The organism is Celeribacter neptunius (assembly GCF_900113955.1).
Classification (GTDB): Bacteria; Pseudomonadota; Alphaproteobacteria; order Rhodobacterales; family Rhodobacteraceae; genus Celeribacter; species Celeribacter neptunius.
Genome location: NZ_FORH01000003.1, coordinates 429,140 through 449,212, shown reverse-complemented (window position 1 = coordinate 449,212; position 20,073 = coordinate 429,140). Strand labels below are relative to the sequence as shown.

Genomic DNA, 20,073 nt, shown 5'->3' with positions numbered 1-20,073 from the left:
GAGGTCTACATCCTCACCAAAGAAGAAGGTGGCCGTCACACGCCGTTCTTCGCGAACTACCGTCCGCAGTTCTACTTCCGCACCACCGACGTCACCGGCACCTGCATTCTGCCGGAAGGCACGGAGATGGTGATGCCGGGCGACAACCTGAAACTGTCGGCCGAGCTGATCGCACCGATCGCGATGGAAGAAGGTCTGCGCTTCGCCATCCGCGAAGGCGGCCGCACCGTCGGTTCGGGCGTTGTGTCCAAAATCATCGAGTAATTCGCTTCGCGAATATTCAAACGAAAGAGGCGCCTGCGGGCGCCTCTTTTGCGTTGAAAGCGATGATCCCGAGACGCACAGACAAACATGTCTCCAAAATCATCGAGTGATCTCTCGCTGATTTGAGAATAGAAAAGGGCGCTCCGTGGAGCGCCCTTTTTGTTTGGGATCGGATGATCGCAATGGCGGCATCTGCAGAGTGAGGTTGCAAGCGTCGGGTGACAGTTGACTTTGCCAAGCAAAGGCAATGAAAAGCCCGAGGCCAGCAGAAGGCCTCCCTTGAGCTTTTTCGGCAGGAACAAAGAAGGTTAGAAATCGTGACCTATGACGAGCTCTCAGAAAGAGCGCGTTTCATTGTGAACACATAGACAAACCCCTTGCCATAAAGCCCATCCCCCTCTATATCGCGCGAGTTCTCTTCATCGAGAACGCATGGAGAGGGATTCGCTGGTCTCCAGTGCCCGACCCATAAGGTTCGATGAGGGTGCCCGATGCGCGGGTATCTTCCTCTCAACCTCAATAGCCTATGAAAGGCAATGCAATGCAAAGCCAGAACATCCGTATTCGGCTCAAGGCATTCGATTTCCGCGTCCTCGATGCGTCGACCCAGGAAATCGTCAACACGGCAAAGCGCACTGGCGCTCAGGTCCGTGGCCCGATCCCGCTGCCGAACAAGATTGAGAAGTTCACGGTTCTCCGTGGTCCTCACATCGACAAGAAATCCCGCGACCAGTTCGAGATCCGTACGCACAAGCGTCTTCTCGACATCGTCGACCCGACCCCCCAGACCGTGGACGCGCTGATGAAGCTCGACCTCGCCGCTGGTGTGGATGTCGAGATCAAAGTCTAAGGGGGCAATGAACATGTTGCGCTCTGGTATCATCGCGAAGAAGGTCGGCATGACCCGCCTCTTCATGGAAGACGGCAAACAGATCCCTGTCACCGTTCTCCAGCTCGACAATCTGCAAGTCGTGGCTCAGCGCACCAACGAGAAAGACGGCTACACCGCCGTTCAGCTCGGTGCTGGTTCCGCAAAAGCAAAACGCACCTCGAAAGCCATGCGCGGCCATTTCGCCGCCGCAAACGTTGCGCCGAAGCGCAAAGTGGCCGAGTTCCGCGTGGATGAAGACAAGCTGATCGAAGTGGGCGCGGAAATCTCCGCCGACCACTATCTCGAAGGTCAGTATGTCGACATCTCCGGCACCTCGATCGGTAAAGGTTTCGCCGGTGCGATGAAGCGTCACAACTTCGGTGGTCTTCGCGCCACGCACGGTGTGTCCATCTCCCACCGTTCCCACGGTTCCACCGGTCAGTGTCAAGACCCGGGCCGTGTGTTCAAGGGCAAGAAGATGGCCGGTCACATGGGTGCTGCCCGTGTCACCACCCAGAACCTCCAGGTCGTCAAGACCGACGCCGACCGTGGCCTGATCATGGTCAAAGGCGCCGTTCCTGGCTCCAAAGGCGGCTGGGTCACCATCAAAGACGCTGTGAAAAAGGCGGCTCCGGCCGATCTCCCGCTTCCGGCTGCTCTGAAATCCGCTGCCGCTGCTGAGGCTCCCGCCGCAGAAGCTCCGGCTGAAGGAGGTGAAGCATGACTTTCAACGTGATCAAACTCGACCTGGACGAAGCTCTGTTCGGTCTTGAGCCGCGTGCGGACATCCTGCACCGCGTGGTTCGTTGGCAGCGCAACAATGCGCAGGCCGGCACCCACAAGGTGAAGACCCGTTCGGAAGTGTCCTACTCCACCAAGAAGATCTATCGCCAGAAAGGCACCGGCGGCGCACGCCACGGTTCCCGCAAGGCACCGATCTTCCGTAAAGGTGGTATCTACAAAGGCCCGACCCCGCGGTCGCACGGTCACGAGCTGACGAAGAAATTCCGCAAGCTCGGCCTGCGCCACGCTCTTTCGGCAAAAGCCGCCTCCGGTAATCTGGTGATTATCGAAGACGCGAAACTCGCCGAAGCCAAAACCGCTCTGCTCGCCAAAGCGGTTAAGGAACAGGGCTGGAAGCGCGTTCTGGTGATCGACGGTGCCGACGTTGATGCGAATTTCAAAGCTGCGGCTGCGAACCTCGCTGGCGTCGACGTGCTGCCGACCATTGGCGCCAACGTCTATGACATCCTGAAACGTGACACGCTCGTGATCACCAAAGCAGGTGTCGAAGCTCTGGAGGCTCGCCTGAAATGACCAACAAAGCTGAACTCTACGACGTGATCCGCAAACCGATCATCACCGAGAAAGCCACCATGGCTTCCGAGGCTGGTGCTGTGGTGTTCGAAGTCGCCATCGACTCCAACAAACCGCAGATCAAAAAAGCTGTTGAAGAGCTTTTTGGTGTGAAGGTGAAAGCGGTCAACACGGTTGTCACCAAAGGTAAGACCAAGCGGTTCCGCGGTCAGCCGGGCAAGCGTAAAGACGTCAAGAAAGCCTATGTCACCCTCGAAGACGGCAACGCCATCGACGTGACCACCGGTCTCTAAGTTTTAGAGATCAGGTAGAAATGAAGAAGCCCCTCGGTGAGAGCCGGGGGGCTTTTTTTGTCTAGAGCCGTCTACGGTACGCAACCGCGCGGAATCAAGGCGTAGCCGCCGCGCGAGCGCCTGCCCGTCCCAGAGGGCTGGCGCTTTTGCTATTCTCGTGCAACGCTCCTATCATGGAGTAACTTGGCTGGGATAAAGTGCGCCGATCAGAAGATGATGCGCCACCCCACGGGCAGGCGCTCGCGCTTCTCCTCTGTTCGAGAATGATTCGGTGAAGAATTTAAATGAGCAAACGAACCCAGACTTCGGATCATCCGCCAACACGGCATACTGTGCTAATTGGGGATGTTCGAACTATGTGGGAGAAGATGTACTGGGACATGGAAGTCTTTTCCGATATCCAGAGAAGCTACCCGGATGAAGGACAGCCACTAGTATACGCCGCTTTGAATGCCTGCATAGCCGCGTGGTCACTTGAGACTTGGGCTCGGAATAGCTTTGTCAGTGGCTATCCCCAAAAGGAAAAACAAGACCGCCGTAAGTATTTCGACCGTGTACTCGCTAATATGATCCCACTGCAGGCAATGTGTTCGGTTGTAGCAAACACCGCAAAGCATGGAGCGCATCGTGACAGTGGTTGGGACGGGGGAAGCCTTTCTTTGAAATGGGACGATGGTGATGAATGCGGTCCCGCAGGATTTGTTCTGGTTACAAAGGGGCAAACAAATGCTCCCTCCATGTTAAACAGTCTCTTTGATCTACCTAGGGACTGGTGGGACTTTCTACAGAAAATGGAGCTGGTCGAGGAAAATCTGCCAACTCCGAATTGGTTGCGCAGAAAGCTCTCACGTATGTTTGGTGGAATACCGGGTGTGAAGTCTGATTTTGAAGTTTAGATTGGCAGGCGTTCGCGTTCATCTCCCACCCATAGTGGATTATTTCCACTCCGCTATAGACTCCTCCCCCAACACCCACTATACCCCGCCCATCTCACGGCCCCGGATTCGTTCTTGGGGCCCGTGATTTGTGTGGGACGAGGGTCACGACGAAGGTCACAGAGCCCCCGGCCTTAGACGAAAACGGGTCGCAGCACATGTGCCATCTGGCGCGCTGCATCTAGGACCCAAAGCAAAACGGAAGACAGAAACTATGGCACTCAAGTCGTATAAACCGACGACGCCTGGCCAGCGTGGGCTGGTTCTGATCGACCGTTCGGAGCTTTGGAAAGGTCGCCCCGTCAAATCCCTCACCGAGGGTCTGACGAAGAACGGCGGCCGGAACAACACCGGACGGATCACCATGCGCCGCAAAGGCGGCGGTGCAAAGCGTCTCTATCGCATCGTCGACTTCAAACGGAACAAGTTTGACGTCGCAGCGACCGTGGAACGGATCGAATATGACCCGAACCGCACCGCGTTCATCGCGCTCATCAAATACGAAGACGGCGAACAGGCTTACATCCTGGCTCCGCAGCGTCTGGCCGTCGGTGACAAGGTCATCGCCTCCGCCAAAGCTGACGTGAAGCCCGGCAACGCCATGCCGTTCTCCGGTCTGCCGATCGGTACCATCGTGCACAACGTCGAGCTGAAGCCCGGCAAAGGCGGCCAGATCGCCCGCGCTGCAGGCACCTACGCTCAGTTCGTTGGTCGTGATGGCTCCTACGCACAGATCCGTCTTTCCTCCGGCGAGCTGCGTCTCGTCCGTCAGGAATGCATGTGCACCGTCGGCGCCGTGTCGAACCCCGACAACTCCAACCAGAACTTCGGTAAAGCCGGTCGTAACCGCCACAAAGGCATTCGTCCGTCCGTCCGCGGTGTTGTCATGAACCCGATCGATCACCCGCATGGTGGTGGTGAAGGCCGGACCTCTGGTGGTCGTCACCCGGTGACCCCGTGGGGCAAGCCGACCAAAGGCGCGAAAACGCGTAAAAACAAAGGCACGGACAAGCTCATTATTCGTTCGCGTCACGCCAAGAAGAAGGGTCGCTAAGATATGGCACGTTCTGTCTGGAAAGGCCCGTTTGTGGACGCATACGTCCTCAAGAAGGCCGAGAAAGCTCGCGAGAGCGGTCGCAACGAGGTCATCAAGATCTGGTCCCGCCGTTCCACCATCCTGCCTCAGTTCGTTGGTCTCACCTTTGGTGTGTACAACGGCCAGAAGCACATCCCCGTCAACGTCTCGGAAGACATGATCGGTCAGAAGTTCGGTGAATATGCACCGACCCGGACCTATTACGGTCACGCCGCCGACAAAAAAGCGAAACGGAAGTAAGTCATGGGTAAGGTAGCAAATCCCCGTCGCGTGGCTGACAACGAAGCAATGGCGAAAACCAAAATGCTTCGCGTTTCCCCGCAAAAACTGAACCTCGTGGCTCAGATGATCCGCGGCAAGAAAGTCGACAAGGCTCTCACCGACCTGACTTTCTCCAACAAGCGTATCGCTGCCGACGTGAAGAAATGCCTTCAGTCTGCGATCGCCAACGCCGAGAACAACCACAACCTCGACGTCGATGAACTCATCGTCGCCGAAGCATGGGTTGGCAAGAACCTCACCATGAAACGCGGTCGTCCGCGTGCCCGTGGTCGGTTTGGCAAGATCATGAAGCCGTTCGCGGAAATCACCATCAAGGTGCGTCAAGTTGAGGAGCAAAACTAATGGGTCATAAGGTAAACCCGATTGGCATGCGTCTCCAGGTCAACCGCACCTGGGATAGCCGTTGGTACGCTGACAGCAAGGATTACGGTGATCTTCTTCTCGAAGACCTGAAAATCCGTGAGTTCGTCAAGGAAGAATGCAAGCAAGCCGGCATCAGCCGTGTGATCATCGAGCGTCCGCACAAGAAGTGCCGCGTCACGATCCACACCGCCCGTCCGGGTGTCATCATCGGCAAGAAAGGCGCAGACATCGAAACCCTGCGCAAGAAAGTCGCCGCGATGACCGACAGCGAGCTGCACCTCAACATCGTTGAAGTGCGCAAGCCGGAGCTGGACGCGCAGCTGGTGGCCGAGTCCATCGCTCAGCAGCTCGAGCGTCGTGTGTCCTTCCGTCGTGCCATGAAACGTGCCGTGCAGAACGCCATGCGCATGGGTGCCCTCGGCATCAAGGTGAACGTCGCTGGCCGTCTCGGCGGTGCTGAAATCGCCCGTACCGAATGGTACCGCGAAGGCCGTGTGCCGCTTCACACCCTGCGGGCTGACATCGATTACGCCCACGCTGAAGCGTCGACTGCCTATGGCATCATCGGCATCAAAACCTGGATCTTCAAAGGCGAGATCATGGAACACGACCCGCAGGCTCGTGACCGTCGCGCCGAAGAAGCCCAAGCCGGTCCGGCACCTCGCGGTGACCGCGGCGGCCGTCGCTAAGGAGGGTCTGATCAATGCTTCAGCCTAAGCGTACAAAATTCCGCAAAATGCACAAAGGCCGTATCCACGGTCTGGCAAAAGGCGGTTCCGATCTGAACTTCGGCACCTTCGGCCTGAAAGCCGTCGAGCCCGAGCGTATCACCGCGCGTCAGATCGAAGCTGCCCGTCGTGCCATGACGCGTCACATGAAGCGTCAGGGCCGTGTCTGGATCCGTATCTTCCCGGACACCCCGGTGACCGCGAAGCCGGTCGAGGTGCGGATGGGTAAAGGTAAAGGCTCTGTCGACCGTTGGGTCTGCAAAGTCAAACCGGGCCGCGTGATGTTCGAACTGGACGGCGTGTCGGAAGAAGTCGCCCGTGAGGCCCTGCGCCTTGCCGCGATGAAACTGCCGATCAAAACCCGTACGGTTGCAAAAGAAGACTGGTGAGGTTGCGCTTCGCGTAAGCGAAGGGTCAACAGCATGTGGCAGTCGTTTCGTAGAAACGATGAGAACATGCCCTGGTTGAGAATAGAGACCCCCGCCGAGAAATCGGCGGGGGTTTTGTTTGTGACGGAAGGCGGTATTCTATCGACACTCTTTGAACGCATTTTATTGGCATGGCTGTATGACTGATTTTGATAAGCTGGAGCGTATATTGCCAAATATTTTCGCAGGTATCGCGATTATTGGCGTGGCAGCGTTCTTCTGGAATATGTCGTACAAAAATAAGCGGTATCAGCATGCATATGAGCTGTGCCACGACGTTCAACATAGTTTTAATGAACGATCGGAGTCTTGCCGAAAAGCGATAGAGCTGAGCAAAGAGCTTCAACCATACGCGCCCGGCAAGGGGCATCGTGCCTACATAAAGTCCAATCTGCTCAAAATAGATTATGCAAGGATGCTGGTTAAGAATGGCGACTACGAGAGTGCAGAAGGCCTGTTTGATGATGTGCTTAGAGGATTCATGCTGCATTGGTCTCGCGATGCCGGACCGGTGTTAAGCGAGACCCAAGCCACAGTTTTGCGATATCTGGTGGCAGTTGCCGAGCAAGAGTCTGAAACTTTACCTGTGATAGAGCGCGCATTAGATCACGAGAACACCCGGATCACCTGGCCGATCCTGAGAGGCGATCTTTCTAAGGTAAGCGAACAGTGAATGCGCCCTTGAACCGAGGCTGTGCTCCACGCATATCTAGCCTCAACTGACCCCACAGAGACAAAGATGCGCGCACAGATTTCCCACCTTCTCGACCGCCCCATCACCCGCCACTTCATCATGGCTGTGATCCTGTTCAACGCCGTGATCCTGGGGTTCGAGACTTCGGGCCGGATCATGGCGCGGGTGGGTTGGCTGATCGAAGTGCTCGACATGATCTGTCTGAGCATTTTCGTTCTCGAGCTTGTCGCGAAAATCTACGCGCAGGGGCCGCGGTTCTTCCGTGACGGTTGGAACCTTTTTGATTTCGCCATCGTGGGCATTTCGCTCTCGCCGGTGGGCGAGGGGCTCTCGGTGCTTCGCGCCCTGCGAATCTTGCGGCTGTTGCGGGTGGTTTCGGTGGTGCCGAGCCTGCGCCGCGTCGTCGAGGCCTTTATCCTCGCGCTGCCGGGCATGGCCTCGGTGTTCCTGCTGACGGGGATCATTTTTTACATCGGCTCGGTGATCGCGACGAAGCTCTACGGCCCGTCCTTCCCGGAATGGTTCGGCACGCTTGGGAATTCGCTCTACACGTTGTTTCAGGTCATGACGCTGGAGAGCTGGTCGATGGGGATCGTGCGCCCGGTGATGGAAGTCCATCCCCAAAGCTGGCTCTTCTTCGTGCCCTTCATCCTGATCACGGCCTTCGCGGTGATGAACCTCGTCGTCGGTCTGATCGTCTCGACCATGCAGGACGCGCATGTCGAGGAGGAACACGCCGCCACGGACAGCTACCGCGACGACGTACTCGGCCGTTTGGAACGGATCGAACGGGCGCTTGAGCGGCGCTGAGTTACTCGTCTGTCCGGGATGCCGCCCCGTCGTAACTCAAACGCTCTCGGGGAGCGTGTGTCACACAGATGCGCGAACCGTTACTCACCCCATTTGTAGTTGAAGCTCACCGACACTCGGTCGAACTCGCTCTGGTTCATCATCACCTCATGGCGGAGCCAGCTTTCCCAGAGCATGATGTCGCCCGCTTCCGGGGCCATGTAGATGAAATTCTGCATCTCGCGGCGGGCGTCTTTCTTGCGCGCAGGCGTGGCCATCATCATGGCGTGGCGCGGGTCTTCGAGCCTAAGCGAGGAGGCGCCGTCGGGCATGGCGACATAGGTGGTGCCGGAGATCACCGAATGCGGATGAATATGGGCGGAGTGGTAACCGCCCTCCGGCAGGATGTTGATCCAAAGATCTTCAAGCACCAGTTTGCGGTCGCCGAGATCGAATTCCAGATCCTCGGCAAACTTGGCGACGTGCTGGTCGAGCGCCTCGACGATGTCCTTGAAGATCGGGAAGCGCCAGGGCAGGTCGGTCAGCGAGGCATAGGAGGTATAGCCCGGATAGCCCTTGTCCTCGCACCATTGCTGCCCGGCCTCGTCGTCCTCGGCGATGGCATAGCAACTGTCGAACAGCTCGTCCTGATCGATCTCGGGCGAGAATTCGCCGAGCTTGGCTTTGTAGAGACGGGTGACGAAGAGGGATTCGATATCGGCCATGATGGTCTCCGGTTCGGGGCTGTGGGTCCGGTTCTGGCAAGGGCGCCATTGATGCGGGATTACCGCAGCTGGCGCCCCACCTCCACTAAAAACGCAGATTGCCGGATGCAAAGCGGTTTTGTCGCATGATAGAGGAGGGGACCAAAGAGAGGCGTAGCTCATGACTTCCGGTTTGCCATTCCCCCTGATCCCCGTCGCACCGATCGTTGTGGGCGCCTTGGGCTTCGTGCTGGTGCTCGTCGCACTGCTGTTTTTTCTGCGCCAACGCAAAAGCCGTCAGCCGCGGCACGAACAGCTCTATCGCCAGGCCTGGGAGAAAGATCCCGCGGAGCGCACCGAGGCCGAACAGCTCTGTTTCGACGCGCAATCGCTGCATCTCTATCTCACCGCCGGCGGGCTCGATGGTGGCATCGGCAATATGGGAGAGGATGAGGTGCGTCGCGCACTTCCCGCGCTCAAGGTGCTGGGGCTCGAGAGCGTGGCACAAGAGATCAGCGCGTTTCTCGAGATCTATGAGGCCATGGTCGGGATCGGCGACATGGATCAGGAGACCACCGACGAATATTTCGAGACGGAAAAACAGGTCCACCAGCGCATCGCCTATGACCTGCGCGACATCCCGAACCGGTTGGATCGCTATCTGGCGAAGGTGGGGTGAAGGAATGACCGGGAAATCCCCAACTTTCCCTTGCCCTGCTCCTGCGACTCCCTTATAGAGCGGCATCTCACAGATTCCCTTTCGAGGGAGTCTTTGTGCTTTGACATAACCCACCGGGTTTCAAGTCACCCCTTATAGGGCGCTTGCCGGTGCTAACAGGAACCAAGGAGAGGCGAATATGAACGCCCAGGAATTGCGTGCGAAAACGCCGGATGAGCTCAAGACCGAGCTCGCCAATCTGAAAAAAGAATCCTTCAACCTGCGCTTTCAGCAGGCCACGGGTCAGCTCGAAAACACCGCTCAGATCCGCAAGGCGCGCCGTTCGGCCGCGCTTGTGAAGACCATTCTGAACGAAAAAGCCGCGTCGGCTGAGTAAGAGGAGCGAGACCTATGCCCAAACGTATTCTTTCCGGGGTCGTGACCTCGAACCAGAACGAACAGACCGTGACCGTGTCCGTGGAGCGTCGCTTCAAACACCCGGTTCTGAAAAAGACCATCCGTAAGTCCAAGAAATACCGGGCTCACGATGAGAACAACCAATTCAACGTCGGTGATACCGTCCGCATCGTGGAATGTGCGCCGAAGTCGAAAACCAAGCGTTGGGAAGTGCTCGTCTGATCTGATCAGACAAGCCTCCTCCCAGCTTAATCGAAACCCTGGGGGTCACGATCACTGCAGATCGCCCCAAAGGTCGGGAGAAACCAAATGATCCAGATGCAGACCAATCTGGATGTTGCTGACAACAGCGGCGCTCGCCGTGTTCAGTGCATCAAGGTCCTCGGCGGTTCCCACCGTCGTTACGCCTCCGTGGGCGACATCATCGTGGTGTCGGTCAAGGAAGCGATTCCGCGTGGCCGTGTGAAAAAAGGGGACGTGCGTAAAGCCGTCGTCGTTCGCACCGCCAAGGAAGTCCGTCGTGAAGACGGCACCGCGATCCGTTTCGATCGCAACGCCGCCGTTATCCTCAACAACAACAACGAGCCGGTCGGTACCCGTATCTTTGGCCCGGTTGTTCGTGAGCTGCGTGCAAAAGGCATGATGAAAATCGTGTCTCTCGCTCCGGAGGTGCTGTAATGGCTGCTAAACTTCGCAAAGGCGACAAGGTCGTCGTGCTTGCCGGCAAGGACAAAGGCAAACAGGGCGAGATTTCCGCCGTGATGCCCGCCAAAGGCAAAGCCATCGTGGAAGGCATCAACATTGCCATCCGTCACACCCGTGCCACTCAGGGCGATCAGGGCGGCCGCAAGCCGGTTGCCATGCCGATCGACCTGTCGAACCTGGCGCTTCTCGATGCAAACGGCAAAGCCACCCGCGTCGGCTTCAAATTCGAAGGCGACAAGAAAGTGCGTTTCGCCAAAACCACGGGAGACGTGATCTGATGCTCGACACTGCTGATTACACCCCGCGTCTGAAGACGACCTACAAGGACAGCATTCGTGCCGCTCTGAAAGAAGAGTTCGGCTACAAAAACGACATGCAGATCCCGCGTCTGGACAAAATCGTTCTCAACATCGGTTGCGGTGCTGAAGCTGTGCGTGACTCCAAAAAAGCGAAATCCGCTCAGGAAGATCTCACCGCCATCGCCGGTCAAAAGGCGCTCGTCACGAAAGCCAAGAAATCCATCGCTGGTTTCCGCGTTCGTGAAGACATGCCGCTCGGTGCGAAGGTGACCCTTCGTGGCGACCGTATGTATGAATTCCTCGACCGTCTGATCACGATCGCCATGCCGCGTATCCGCGACTTCCGCGGCGTTCCCGGCAAATCTTTCGACGGCCGTGGCAACTATGCCATGGGCATCAAAGAGCACATCGTGTTCCCCGAGATCAACTTCGACAAAGTCGACGAAGTCTGGGGTATGGACATTGTCATCGCCACCACGGCGAAAACCGACGCTGAAGCCAAGAGCCTGTTGAAAGCTTTCAACATGCCCTTCAACAGCTGATCGCGCGAGGAGTTAAGAGAACATGGCTAAGAAATCCATGATCGCCCGTGAGCGCAAGCGCGAGAAGCTGGTGGCACAATACGCTGCCAAACGCGCTGCTCTCAAAGAGGTCATCTACGATCAAGACAAGCCGATGGAAGAGCGTTTCCGCGCTTCCCTGAAGCTTGCTGAACTGCCGCGCAACAGCTCGGCCACCCGTCTTCACAACCGTTGTCAGCTGACCGGTCGTCCGCACGCTTACTACCGTAAGCTGAAGGTCTCCCGTATCATGCTGCGGGAACTCGGCTCGTTCGGCCAGATCCCCGGCCTCGTGAAATCCAGCTGGTAAGGAGGGCAGAGATATGAACGATCCTATCGGCGATATGCTCACCCGTATCCGCAACTCTCAACTGCGTGGCAAATCCACCGTCTCCACCCCGGCGTCCAAGCTGCGGGCCTGGGTCCTGGATGTGCTGCTCGACGAGGGCTATATCCGCGGTTATGAAAAAGGCACCGACGTCAACGGTCACCCGACCCTTGAAATCAGCCTGAAATACTTCGAAGGCACCCCGGTCATTCGCGAACTGAAACGGGTTTCCAAACCCGGTCGCCGCGTCTACCTCGGTGTCAAGGACATCCCGTCGGTCCGTCAGGGCCTCGGCGTGTCGATTGTCTCCACCCCCAAAGGTGTGATGTCGGACGCAAGCGCTCGTGCCAACAACGTTGGTGGCGAAGTGCTCTGCACCGTCTTCTAAGGAGGTCATTCGATGTCTCGTATTGGTAAAAGACCGGTCGAACTTCCCAGCGGCGTCACCGCCTCTGTGTCCGGCCAGACCATCGAAGTGAAAGGCCCGAAAGGCGCTCACTCCTTCACCGCCACCGACGATGTGACGCTCGCTGTCGAAGACAACGCCGTCACCGTCACCCCGCGTGGCAAATCCAAGCGCGCTCGCCAGCAGTGGGGCATGTCCCGCACCATGGTCGCCAACATGGTGACCGGTGTGACCGACGGCTTCAAGAAAGAGCTCGAGATCAACGGTGTTGGTTATCGTGCTCAGATGCAGGGCAACGTGCTCAAACTCAACCTGGGCTACTCCCACGAGGTGAACTTCGAGGTTCCCGCCGGCGTCACTGTGACGGCTGCGAAACCGACCGAGATCACCGTCGAGGGCACTGACCCGCAACTCGTCGGCCAGGTCGCGGCCAATATCCGCGAATGGCGCAAGCCCGAGCCCTACAAAGGCAAAGGCATCAAATACAAAGACGAGTATATCTTCCGCAAGGAAGGCAAGAAGAAGTAAGGACGCTCATCATGGCAAACAGCAAACGGACCCTGTTTCTGAAACGCCGCCTGCGCGTTCGGAACAAACTTCGCAAGAACAATGTCGGCAAGCTTCGCCTGTCGATCCATCGTTCGAACAAGAACATCAGCGCTCAGCTGATCGACGACGTTCAGGGCAAAACCCTGGCCGCCGCTTCCACCCTCGAGAAAGATCTCGGCGTGGTCGGCAAGAACAACGTCGAAGCCGCTTCCAAAGTTGGTGCGGCGATTGCAGAGCGCGCGAAGAAAGCCGGCGTCGAAGAGTGCTACTTCGACCGTGGTGGCTTCCTCTTCCACGGCAAGGTGAAGGCTCTGGCCGACGCCGCGCGTGAAGGTGGTCTGAAGTTCTAATCGACTTGAGGGGGGCGGTAACGCCCCCCCGATGATCCGGGCAGGTCGCCGTTAAGGCGATCCGCACCAAGGATCGAGTTCAACGGCGCGCCCTGCAAATGGGACCACGCGCCACCTTTTGTAAGGAAAGTTCTATGGCAGAACGTGAAAACCGCCGGGACCGTCGCGAGCGCGACGAAGCTCCGGAATTCGCCGATCGTCTGGTTGCGATCAACCGCGTGTCCAAAACCGTGAAAGGTGGTAAGCGTTTCGGCTTTGCTGCTCTCGTGGTTGTGGGCGACCAAAAAGGCCGCGTCGGCTTCGGCAAAGGCAAAGCGAAAGAGGTCCCCGAGGCCATTCGCAAAGCCACCGAGCAAGCCAAGCGTCAGATGATCCGCGTTGCTCTCAAAGAGGGCCGCACCCTGCACCACGACGTCGAAGGTCGTCACGGCGCCGGTAAAGTCGTCATGCGCACCGCACCGACCGGTACCGGGATCATCGCCGGTGGTCCGATGCGTGCCGTGTTCGAAATGCTCGGCGTGCAGGACGTGGTTGCCAAATCCATCGGCTCCCAGAACCCGTACAACATGATCCGCGCCACGCTCGACGGTCTCAAGAAAGAGGCTTCCCCGCGTTCCGTGGCTCAGCGCCGTGGCAAGAAAGTCGCCGAAATCCTGAAAAAGGATGAGCCGGCTGCCGAAGCTGCAGACGCGTAAGGAGACTGACAAATGGCTAAAACCATCGTTGTGAAACAAATCGGTTCCCCGATCCGCCGCCCGGCCAAACAGCGTCAGACGCTCGTTGGCCTCGGCCTCAACAAGATGCACAAGACCCGCGAGCTGGAGGATACCCCCTCCATCCGTGGCATGGTCGCCTCGATCCCGCACCTCGTCGAAATCGTCGAAGAGCGCGGCTGAGCCCAGTCCCGGCCTCTGTGCCGCTTGTGAATGATCTTAAGCGCCCCGTTGGAAACAGCGGGGCGTTTTCTTTTCTTGGGTATTCAAAAAAGTTCCATGCTCCGGGAATAAAACCGCCTCTCGCGCTGTATCTCTCATGTCTGCAGCGGAGCAGACGACAGTTTTTGGAGATCAGATATGCTCAAGACCCTTCCCCTCGCGGCTGCGCTGGCCACTTTCGCCACCACTGCCTTTGCCGCCGATGCGCCTGTCGTGACCGGCAAGCTCGGCGATGAGACCTACCTCATGTCCGCCGACACGCACATGACGCTCTACACCTTCGACAAGGACGAAAAGGGCGTGTCCAATTGCTATGACGAATGTGCCGGGCTCTGGCCGCCGGTGTTCGGCGAAGCCGGGATGAAACTGCCCTCTGGCTATTCGGTGATCTCCCGCAAGGATGGCACCGAGCAGGTCGCCTACAAAGGTCAGCCGCTCTATCTTTGGGTCAAGGATGAGAAACCCGGTGACATGACCGGCGACGGCGTCAAGGATGTCTGGCATACGGCCCGCCCGTAAGCCGCATCACTACTCCTGATACGATCATGCGTTGGCGGGGAGGGGATGCTCTCTCCGCCGTTTTCAAAGAGGTTCGGATGACCCGGTTTCGAGAGGAATTGCAAGAGGCCCTGCCGTCGCTTTGGCGTTACGCCTTTGCGCTGACGCGCGATCGCAGCCGGGCCGACGATCTGGTTCAGGATTGTGCCGAACGCGCCCTGCGCAAGAAACATCTGTGGCAAGCGGAGCGCCCGCTCCGGCCCTGGCTTGCCAAGATGGCCTTGAACATTCATCGCAATGCGTTGCGCCATGCCGCGGCGCGCCATATCCATGTCGCCTATGACGAGGCGGACCTGACGCCGCATGCCTTGCCCTCGGCGGAACAGGGGCTCGAGGCCGCAGAATTGCTGCGCCGGGTCGACGCCCTGCCATCTGAGCAGCGCGACGTATTGTTGCTCGTGGTGATCGATGGGGTGAGCTATGCAGAAGCCGCCGAGGTGCTCGGCATTCCGATCGGCACGGTGATGTCGCGGATTTCGCGCGCCCGTGCGGCGTTGAGACAGGAACCGGGGGGCGGAAAGCCGGTGCGGTTAAGGAGCGTGACATGAGCGACACTATGGATATCGACATTCATCGTTACGTTGACGGGGAGATGACCCGAGAGGAGGCGCTGGCCTTCGAGCGCCGAATGGAAGAGGACGAGACGCTTGCCACCCGCGTGGCTCAAGTGATGACGGATATGGCCGCGCTCAAGGCTGCGTTTCCAACCCCGCCCGCCGGGCATTTCGATACGATTTTGGAGGCGGCTGAGGCAGCGGTCGAGGCCGCTGCCATATCGCAGACGCCCGCGCGCGCGGGTTGGGGATGGCAACAGATTGCGGCAGGTCTGGCTCTGCTGGCTCTGGGCTTCGGGGCCGGCAATCTGACGCGCGGCTCTGCCCCGACGGATCTCGCCGGCGATGTACTGGCCGAGGCTTCGGCGGCGCATGAGCTCTATGCTGTCGAGGTGGTGCACCCGGTCGAAGTGCCGGCGAGTGAACGCGATCATCTCAAAGGCTGGCTCAGCAATCGGCTTGGCGCCGAGGTAAGGATTCCGGATCTGAACCAAAACGGCCTGTCGCTCGTGGGCGGGCGGCTTTTGCCCTTTGAACAGGGGGCGGCGGCGCAATTCATGTATGAGGACGGGGAGGGGACGCGGGTGACGCTTTATCTCACCCCGGTGGTGGATCGTCAGAACACCGCTTTGCGCCATGGCGAGAAAGACGCATTGTCGATGGTCTACTGGCAGGACGGTGCCTGGCTCTATGCGCTGGTCGGTCCTTTCGACAAGACGAAAATGACCGGGTTGGCGCGTCAGGTGCAGGGTGAGCTGTTCTGAGATCCCGGGGCCGGGGTCGCGCATGTCGTGGTGCTTTGCATCGTGACAATTGGCGCGATGCGCCCCGAAGTCGCCCGTTTTGCTTGGTCCCTCGTTAAGATTTGAAGCGCAGGATTTCCTCATCTCCGCTCTCTGCCGGGCAAACCCGCCCGGTGCGACCCGGAATCCGAAGAGGAGCCCAGACATGAACACGCTCGTAAATGCTCTGTTGGTCATGCTTGAAAACTTCATGACCAGCATTCCCGCTTTCGATTTGTCCAGCCCGCAGATGCGGCAATGGGATGCAAGCCATCACCACCCAAAGTAAATGCTCAAAAAGTAATCAGTTTTAAAACTGCATGCGTTTTGTGCATAGCGGAGTCGCAAAAACAGGGGGATGTCATCGCAAACACCCCCCTCTACATGAGCCTTACTCCAAGAGAGACATAAAACAGACGGGGCATCTGGCCCCATAAGTAAGGACAAGAACAATGGCTCACTATTCCGATATTTCCCGCAGTGCCGGCTCCGGCCTGATCGCTGCCGTGCGCAACACGCTCGACGGCATCCGCCTGAGCTTTGCGCGTCAGCGTGCCTTCACGCAGACCTACAACCAGCTCGATGCGCTTTCGGATCACGAACTGGCCGATATCGGTGTCGGTCGCTCCGACATTCTCGACATCGCCCGCGAAAGCGCCGCGCGGATCTGAGCGATCTGCACAGCGATAGACAGCGACACAAAGGATCCGACCATGGCACGCGCCGCTTCCTTCCCAAATAGCATCGGCTTTCCGCGTCCTTTCGCGGCCCTGGCAAATAGGATGATGCGGGCGTTCAACGCGCTCCGCAGCCTCGAGCCGGTGCCCTGCTGGACCGAATATTTGCGCGCCACGCGCGACTGAACCCGGCGATCGTCCGAGCGTCAGGACCCGACTGAGAGATCAAGCACCTCGCGGAAGACCGCGGGGTGTTGTCATTGATGTGAACCGGCTTGATGTGACGGGCGCAGAGCCAGAGGATCAAAGGCTTGATCCGCCGCGGCCAAGCGTCTATACGCCCCCGGTGGACTCTTCGGTCCATGAGAATCAACATATGTAAGCCGCGTTTGCCCGCTCCGTCGCTGGAGGGCACATCCGGCAAGGAGAAGCGACATGAAATTGCATGAACTGCGCGACAATCCTGGCGCAACCAAAGCCCGCACCCGCGTTGGCCGTGGCCCCGGCTCCGGCAAAGGTAAAATGGGTGGCCGTGGTATCAAAGGTCAGAAATCCCGTTCCGGCGTGGCCATCAATGGCTACGAGGGCGGCCAGATGCCGCTCTACCAGCGTCTTCCGAAGCGTGGCTTCAACAAGCCCAACGCCAAGAAATACGCTGTCGTGAACCTCGGCCTGATCGAGAAATTCATCGAAGCCGGCAAGCTCGACGCCGCCAACGTGACCGAAGACACCCTGGTGGCCTCCGGTCTGGTGCGTCGCAAGCTCGACGGTGTCCGCGTTCTGGCCAAAGGTGAGATCAAGTCGAAAGCGGTGATCACCGTGACCGGCGCCTCCAAATCGGCTGTTGAAGCTGTCGAAAAAGCCGGCGGGTCGCTCACCGTGGCGGTCAAAGCCGACGCGGCAGCCGAATAAGGCTTGTGACGAGGGGGCTCACCCCTTACATCAAGTTTGAGTTTTCCAAGCGCCGCCCTCCGGAAAGCCGGTCGGGCGGCGCTGTCGTGAATAGAGAGACCATATGGCATCCGCAGCAGAACAAATGGCGGCGAACCTCGACTGGGGCACCCTCGGGAAAGCCAAAGAGCTTCGTCAGCGTATTCTTTTCACCGTCGGTCTTCTGATCGTCTACCGTCTGGGCACCTATATTCCGGTGCCGGGGATCGACGGCGGCGCGCTCAAGGACTTCATGGACCAGGCCGCATCCGGCATCGGCGGCATCCTGTCGATGTTCACCGGCGGCGCGCTCGGGCGGATGGGGATCTTTGCCCTGGGCATCATGCCTTATATTTCGGCCTCCATTATCGTTCAGCTGCTGACCTCGATGGTGCCCTCGCTCGAGAACCTCAAGAAAGAGGGCGAAGCGGGCCGCAAGAAGATCAACCAATACACCCGTTTCGGCACGGTCGCTCTGGCGCTGTTCCAGGCCTATGGTCTCGCCGCTTCGCTCGAGGCCGGCAACCTGGCCCATGATCCGGGCTGGTATTTCCGCGCCGGCGTGGTGATCACGCTTGTGGGCGGCACCATGTTCCTGATGTGGCTCGGTGAACAGATCACCCAGCGCGGCATCGGCAACGGTATCTCCCTGATCATCTTCGTCGGCATCGTGGCCGAGATCCCCGGGGCGCTGGCACAGTTCTTTGCCTCCGGTCGTTCGGGCGCGATCTCGCCGGTCGTGACGTTGGCCGTGATTGTCATGGTTGTCGCCGTGATCGCGTTTGTGGTGTTCATGGAACGCGCCTTGCGCAAGGTGCATATCCAGTACCCCCGCCGTCAGCAGGGCATGAAGATCTATGATGCGCAGTCCAGCCATCTGCCGATCAAGGTCAACCCGGCAGGTGTGATCCCGGCGATCTTCGCCTCGTCGCTCTTGCTTCTGCCGACCACGATCGCGACCTTCTCCGGTCAGCAGGATGTCGGTCCGGTGATGTCCACGATCCTCGCCTATTTCGGCCCGGGTCAACCGCTTTACCTTCTGTTCTTTACGGCGATGATCGTCTTCTTCGCCTATTTCTACACCGCCAACGTCGCCTTCAAATCGGAGGACGTGGCGAAGAATCTGAAGAACCAGAACGGGTTCATCCCCGGCATCCGCCCGGGGAAGAAGACCGAGGAGCACCTCGATTATATCGTGGCCCGCATCCTCGTGGTCGGTTCCGCCTATCTCGCAGCCGTTTGTCTGTTGCCGGAGATCCTGCGGAGCCAGTTCGCCATCCCCTTCTATTTTGGCGGCACGTCCGTGCTGATTGTGGTATCGGTGACGATGGATACGATTCAACAAATCCAGTCTCACCTGTTGGCACACCAATATGAGGGGCTGATCGAGAAATCTCAGCTGCGTGGGAGGAAGCGCAGCAAAAGAGGGACAGCAAGAAAATGAACATTATTCTGCTTGGACCGCCGGGCGCGGGCAAGGGAACTCAAGCACAACGCCTCGTCGAGGAGCGGGGTATGGTGCAGCTTTCGACCGGTGACATGCTGCGCGAAGCCCGCAGCTCCGGCACCGAGATGGGCAAGAAAGTCGCAGCCATCATGGATGCGGGTCAACTCGTCACCGACGAGATCGTGATCGGTCTCATCGATGAGAAGATCAAGTCCGGCAATGCGGCGGGGTTCATCTTTGACGGTTTCCCGCGGACTCTGGCTCAGGCCGATGCGCTCAATGAGCTGCTGTCCCGCAACGGTGCCCAGCTCGAAGCGGTGGTCCAGCTCGAAGTGGATGACGAGACCCTCGTTGGTCGGATCGTCAACCGGGCGAAAGAGGCCGCTGCGGCAGGTCAGCCGGTGCGCGCCGACGACAATGAGGAAAGCCTCAAGATCCGTCTGATGGAATATTACAAGAAGACCTCTCCGCTGATCGGCTATTACTATGCCCGGGGAGATCTGAAGACCGTCGACGGGCTGCAGAGCATGGACCAGGTTGCGGCCGATATCGCGAAAGCGCTGGCATAAGACATTCTGTCGCCGGAAGGCCTTGACCCTCCGGCGATTCGCCTCTATGGCACACCATCCCCTCGGGGAATATAGATTCGTTCCGGGTCGCTCCCGACGCAATCATCACCTGAATTCAGCTGTGGCTCGCCGGCTTTGTCCCGCGAGCCTCCGTTGTGAAAAAAGGTTCCGGGACTACGGAACCGCAACGAAAGGAAAATAACGTGGCACGTATCGCCGGCGTAAACATCCCGACCGCGAAGCGCGTTCCGATCGCGCTCACCTATATCACCGGTATTGGTAACACCTCTGCCGTCGCCATCTGTGAAGCCGTTGGCATCGACCTGACCCGTCGTGTGAACGAGCTCTCCGACGCCGAAGTTCTCGCCATCCGCGAGCACATCGACGCCAACTACACCGTCGAAGGTGACCTTCGTCGTGAAGTGCAGATGAACATCAAGCGTCTCATGGACCTCGGCTGCTACCGCGGCCTGCGTCACCGTCGGAACCTTCCGGTTCGCGGTCAGCGCACCCACACCAACGCTCGCACCCGCAAAGGCCCGGCAAAGGCCATCGCTGGTAAGAAGAAGTAAGGGGAGAACCGAC

General features: G+C 58.5%; 36 protein-coding genes. 35 read left to right on the top strand and 1 reads right to left on the bottom strand.

Annotated elements, in window-relative coordinates; translation table 11 throughout:
- From BM151_RS10985 to BM151_RS10930, 13 genes are all read left to right on the top strand, one after another.
- On the top strand, window positions 1-264 hold a 264-nt coding region (locus tag BM151_RS10985; protein ID WP_483862376.1), incomplete at its 5' end, for an elongation factor Tu.
- Between the two features lie 541 nt (window positions 265-805).
- Window positions 806-1,114, top strand: a complete 309-nt coding sequence (gene rpsJ / locus BM151_RS10980; RefSeq protein WP_066607445.1) for a 30S ribosomal protein S10 — start codon at window positions 806-808, stop codon at window positions 1,112-1,114.
- 16 nt (window positions 1,115-1,130) lie between these two features.
- Window positions 1,131-1,859, top strand: a complete 729-nt coding sequence (gene rplC, locus BM151_RS10975; RefSeq protein ID WP_177213107.1) for a 50S ribosomal protein L3 — start codon at window positions 1,131-1,133, stop codon at window positions 1,857-1,859.
- Entirely contained in the window at window positions 1,856-2,452 is a 597-nt protein-coding gene (gene rplD, locus BM151_RS10970; protein ID WP_090060733.1) for a 50S ribosomal protein L4, read from the top strand. The genes rplC and rplD overlap by 4 nt, the downstream gene beginning before the upstream one ends.
- Window positions 2,449-2,745: a 50S ribosomal protein L23 gene (locus BM151_RS10965; RefSeq protein WP_090060732.1), complete on the top strand. Its 297-nt coding sequence runs from the start codon at window positions 2,449-2,451 to the stop codon at window positions 2,743-2,745. Before rplD ends, BM151_RS10965 begins: the two co-directional genes overlap by 4 nt.
- 284 nt (window positions 2,746-3,029) lie before the next feature.
- Entirely contained in the window at window positions 3,030-3,641 is a 612-nt protein-coding gene (locus BM151_RS21450; protein ID WP_177213102.1) for a hypothetical protein, read from the top strand.
- Window positions 3,642-3,894: 253 nt separating this feature from the next.
- Window positions 3,895-4,734, top strand: a complete 840-nt coding sequence (gene rplB / locus BM151_RS10960) for a 50S ribosomal protein L2 (protein WP_090060731.1) — start codon at window positions 3,895-3,897, stop codon at window positions 4,732-4,734.
- Between the two features lie 3 nt (window positions 4,735-4,737).
- Entirely contained in the window at window positions 4,738-5,016 is a 279-nt protein-coding gene (gene rpsS / locus BM151_RS10955) for a 30S ribosomal protein S19 (RefSeq protein WP_090060730.1), read from the top strand.
- A gap of 3 nt (window positions 5,017-5,019) precedes the next feature.
- Window positions 5,020-5,400, top strand: a complete 381-nt coding sequence (rplV, locus tag BM151_RS10950; protein WP_009574009.1) for a 50S ribosomal protein L22 — start codon at window positions 5,020-5,022, stop codon at window positions 5,398-5,400.
- The gene (gene rpsC, locus BM151_RS10945; protein ID WP_090060729.1) at window positions 5,400-6,110 is read left to right on the top strand and encodes a 30S ribosomal protein S3; all 711 of its coding nucleotides are present in this window, start codon (window positions 5,400-5,402) and stop codon (window positions 6,108-6,110) included. The genes rplV and rpsC overlap by 1 nt, the downstream gene beginning before the upstream one ends.
- Window positions 6,111-6,124: 14 nt before the next feature.
- A complete protein-coding gene (rplP, locus tag BM151_RS10940; protein WP_090060728.1) occupies window positions 6,125-6,538 on the top strand; it encodes a 50S ribosomal protein L16 in 414 nt (137 codons plus the stop codon).
- 178 nt (window positions 6,539-6,716) lie between these two features.
- Window positions 6,717-7,250: a hypothetical protein gene (locus BM151_RS10935; RefSeq protein ID WP_090060727.1), complete on the top strand. Its 534-nt coding sequence runs from the start codon at window positions 6,717-6,719 to the stop codon at window positions 7,248-7,250.
- Window positions 7,251-7,316: 66 nt separating this feature from the next.
- Window positions 7,317-8,081, top strand: a complete 765-nt coding sequence (locus tag BM151_RS10930) for an ion transporter (protein ID WP_090060726.1) — start codon at window positions 7,317-7,319, stop codon at window positions 8,079-8,081.
- An 80-nt stretch (window positions 8,082-8,161) separates the two neighbouring features.
- On the opposite strand, the gene BM151_RS10925 is transcribed toward BM151_RS10930, so the two are convergent.
- A complete protein-coding gene (locus tag BM151_RS10925) occupies window positions 8,162-8,785 on the bottom strand; it encodes a TIGR02466 family protein (protein ID WP_090060725.1) in 624 nt (207 codons plus the stop codon).
- A 160-nt stretch (window positions 8,786-8,945) separates the two neighbouring features.
- Here BM151_RS10925 and BM151_RS10920 point away from each other — a divergent pair, with 160 nt between their 5' ends.
- The 22 genes from BM151_RS10920 to rpsM all read left to right on the top strand — a co-directional run bounded on the left by BM151_RS10920 (window position 8,946) and on the right by rpsM (window position 20,060).
- Window positions 8,946-9,443 (top strand): hypothetical protein, encoded by a 498-nt coding sequence (locus BM151_RS10920; RefSeq protein ID WP_090060724.1) that lies wholly within the window; start codon window positions 8,946-8,948, stop codon window positions 9,441-9,443.
- 178 nt (window positions 9,444-9,621) lie between these two features.
- Window positions 9,622-9,819 (top strand): 50S ribosomal protein L29, encoded by a 198-nt coding sequence (rpmC, locus tag BM151_RS10915; protein ID WP_009574014.1) that lies wholly within the window; start codon window positions 9,622-9,624, stop codon window positions 9,817-9,819.
- A 14-nt stretch (window positions 9,820-9,833) separates the two neighbouring features.
- On the top strand, window positions 9,834-10,061 hold the full coding sequence (gene rpsQ / locus BM151_RS10910; protein WP_066608601.1) for a 30S ribosomal protein S17: 228 nt from the start codon (window positions 9,834-9,836) through the stop codon (window positions 10,059-10,061).
- Window positions 10,062-10,148: 87 nt separating this feature from the next.
- Window positions 10,149-10,517 carry a 50S ribosomal protein L14 gene (rplN, locus tag BM151_RS10905; RefSeq protein WP_090060723.1) on the top strand — a complete coding sequence of 123 codons (369 nt, stop codon included), beginning with the start codon at window positions 10,149-10,151 and terminating at the stop codon, window positions 10,515-10,517.
- Window positions 10,517-10,822, top strand: a complete 306-nt coding sequence (gene rplX / locus BM151_RS10900; protein WP_090060722.1) for a 50S ribosomal protein L24 — start codon at window positions 10,517-10,519, stop codon at window positions 10,820-10,822. The genes rplN and rplX overlap by 1 nt, the downstream gene beginning before the upstream one ends.
- Window positions 10,822-11,385, top strand: a complete 564-nt coding sequence (gene rplE / locus BM151_RS10895) for a 50S ribosomal protein L5 (RefSeq protein ID WP_090060721.1) — start codon at window positions 10,822-10,824, stop codon at window positions 11,383-11,385. Before rplX ends, rplE begins: the two co-directional genes overlap by 1 nt.
- Window positions 11,386-11,407: 22 nt before the next feature.
- Window positions 11,408-11,713, top strand: a complete 306-nt coding sequence (gene rpsN, locus BM151_RS10890; RefSeq protein WP_043868457.1) for a 30S ribosomal protein S14 — start codon at window positions 11,408-11,410, stop codon at window positions 11,711-11,713.
- Window positions 11,714-11,726: 13 nt separating this feature from the next.
- Window positions 11,727-12,119: a 30S ribosomal protein S8 gene (gene rpsH / locus BM151_RS10885; protein WP_090060720.1), complete on the top strand. Its 393-nt coding sequence runs from the start codon at window positions 11,727-11,729 to the stop codon at window positions 12,117-12,119.
- A 12-nt stretch (window positions 12,120-12,131) separates the two neighbouring features.
- A complete protein-coding gene (gene rplF, locus BM151_RS10880) occupies window positions 12,132-12,665 on the top strand; it encodes a 50S ribosomal protein L6 (RefSeq protein WP_090060719.1) in 534 nt (177 codons plus the stop codon).
- Window positions 12,666-12,676: 11 nt separating this feature from the next.
- Entirely contained in the window at window positions 12,677-13,036 is a 360-nt protein-coding gene (gene rplR, locus BM151_RS10875) for a 50S ribosomal protein L18 (RefSeq protein WP_090060718.1), read from the top strand.
- Window positions 13,037-13,170: 134 nt separating this feature from the next.
- Entirely contained in the window at window positions 13,171-13,731 is a 561-nt protein-coding gene (rpsE, locus tag BM151_RS10870) for a 30S ribosomal protein S5 (RefSeq protein WP_090060717.1), read from the top strand.
- A gap of 12 nt (window positions 13,732-13,743) precedes the next feature.
- A complete protein-coding gene (gene rpmD, locus BM151_RS10865) occupies window positions 13,744-13,932 on the top strand; it encodes a 50S ribosomal protein L30 (RefSeq protein ID WP_066707085.1) in 189 nt (62 codons plus the stop codon).
- 177 nt (window positions 13,933-14,109) lie between these two features.
- On the top strand, window positions 14,110-14,490 hold the full coding sequence (locus BM151_RS10860; RefSeq protein WP_090060716.1) for a COG4315 family predicted lipoprotein: 381 nt from the start codon (window positions 14,110-14,112) through the stop codon (window positions 14,488-14,490).
- 77 nt (window positions 14,491-14,567) lie between these two features.
- On the top strand, window positions 14,568-15,077 hold the full coding sequence (locus BM151_RS10855) for an RNA polymerase sigma factor (protein ID WP_090060715.1): 510 nt from the start codon (window positions 14,568-14,570) through the stop codon (window positions 15,075-15,077).
- On the top strand, window positions 15,074-15,847 hold the full coding sequence (locus BM151_RS10850) for an anti-sigma factor family protein (protein WP_143093084.1): 774 nt from the start codon (window positions 15,074-15,076) through the stop codon (window positions 15,845-15,847). Before BM151_RS10855 ends, BM151_RS10850 begins: the two co-directional genes overlap by 4 nt.
- Window positions 15,848-16,031: 184 nt before the next feature.
- Window positions 16,032-16,154, top strand: coding sequence for a hypothetical protein (locus BM151_RS21955; protein WP_281245302.1), 123 nt, complete (start codon window positions 16,032-16,034; stop codon window positions 16,152-16,154).
- Between the two features lie 163 nt (window positions 16,155-16,317).
- The gene (locus tag BM151_RS10845; protein ID WP_090060713.1) at window positions 16,318-16,536 is read left to right on the top strand and encodes a DUF1127 domain-containing protein; all 219 of its coding nucleotides are present in this window, start codon (window positions 16,318-16,320) and stop codon (window positions 16,534-16,536) included.
- Window positions 16,537-16,578: 42 nt separating this feature from the next.
- Window positions 16,579-16,728 (top strand): hypothetical protein, encoded by a 150-nt coding sequence (locus BM151_RS21635; RefSeq protein ID WP_177213101.1) that lies wholly within the window; start codon window positions 16,579-16,581, stop codon window positions 16,726-16,728.
- 249 nt (window positions 16,729-16,977) lie between these two features.
- A complete protein-coding gene (rplO, locus tag BM151_RS10840; protein WP_090060712.1) occupies window positions 16,978-17,454 on the top strand; it encodes a 50S ribosomal protein L15 in 477 nt (158 codons plus the stop codon).
- Window positions 17,455-17,557: 103 nt separating this feature from the next.
- Window positions 17,558-18,916 carry a preprotein translocase subunit SecY gene (gene secY / locus BM151_RS10835; RefSeq protein WP_177213100.1) on the top strand — a complete coding sequence of 453 codons (1,359 nt, stop codon included), beginning with the start codon at window positions 17,558-17,560 and terminating at the stop codon, window positions 18,914-18,916.
- Window positions 18,913-19,488: an adenylate kinase gene (locus BM151_RS10830; RefSeq protein WP_090060710.1), complete on the top strand. Its 576-nt coding sequence runs from the start codon at window positions 18,913-18,915 to the stop codon at window positions 19,486-19,488. The genes secY and BM151_RS10830 overlap by 4 nt, the downstream gene beginning before the upstream one ends.
- A gap of 203 nt (window positions 19,489-19,691) precedes the next feature.
- The gene (gene rpsM, locus BM151_RS10825) at window positions 19,692-20,060 is read left to right on the top strand and encodes a 30S ribosomal protein S13 (protein ID WP_090060709.1); all 369 of its coding nucleotides are present in this window, start codon (window positions 19,692-19,694) and stop codon (window positions 20,058-20,060) included.
- Window positions 20,061-20,073: the final 13 nt, after the last annotated feature.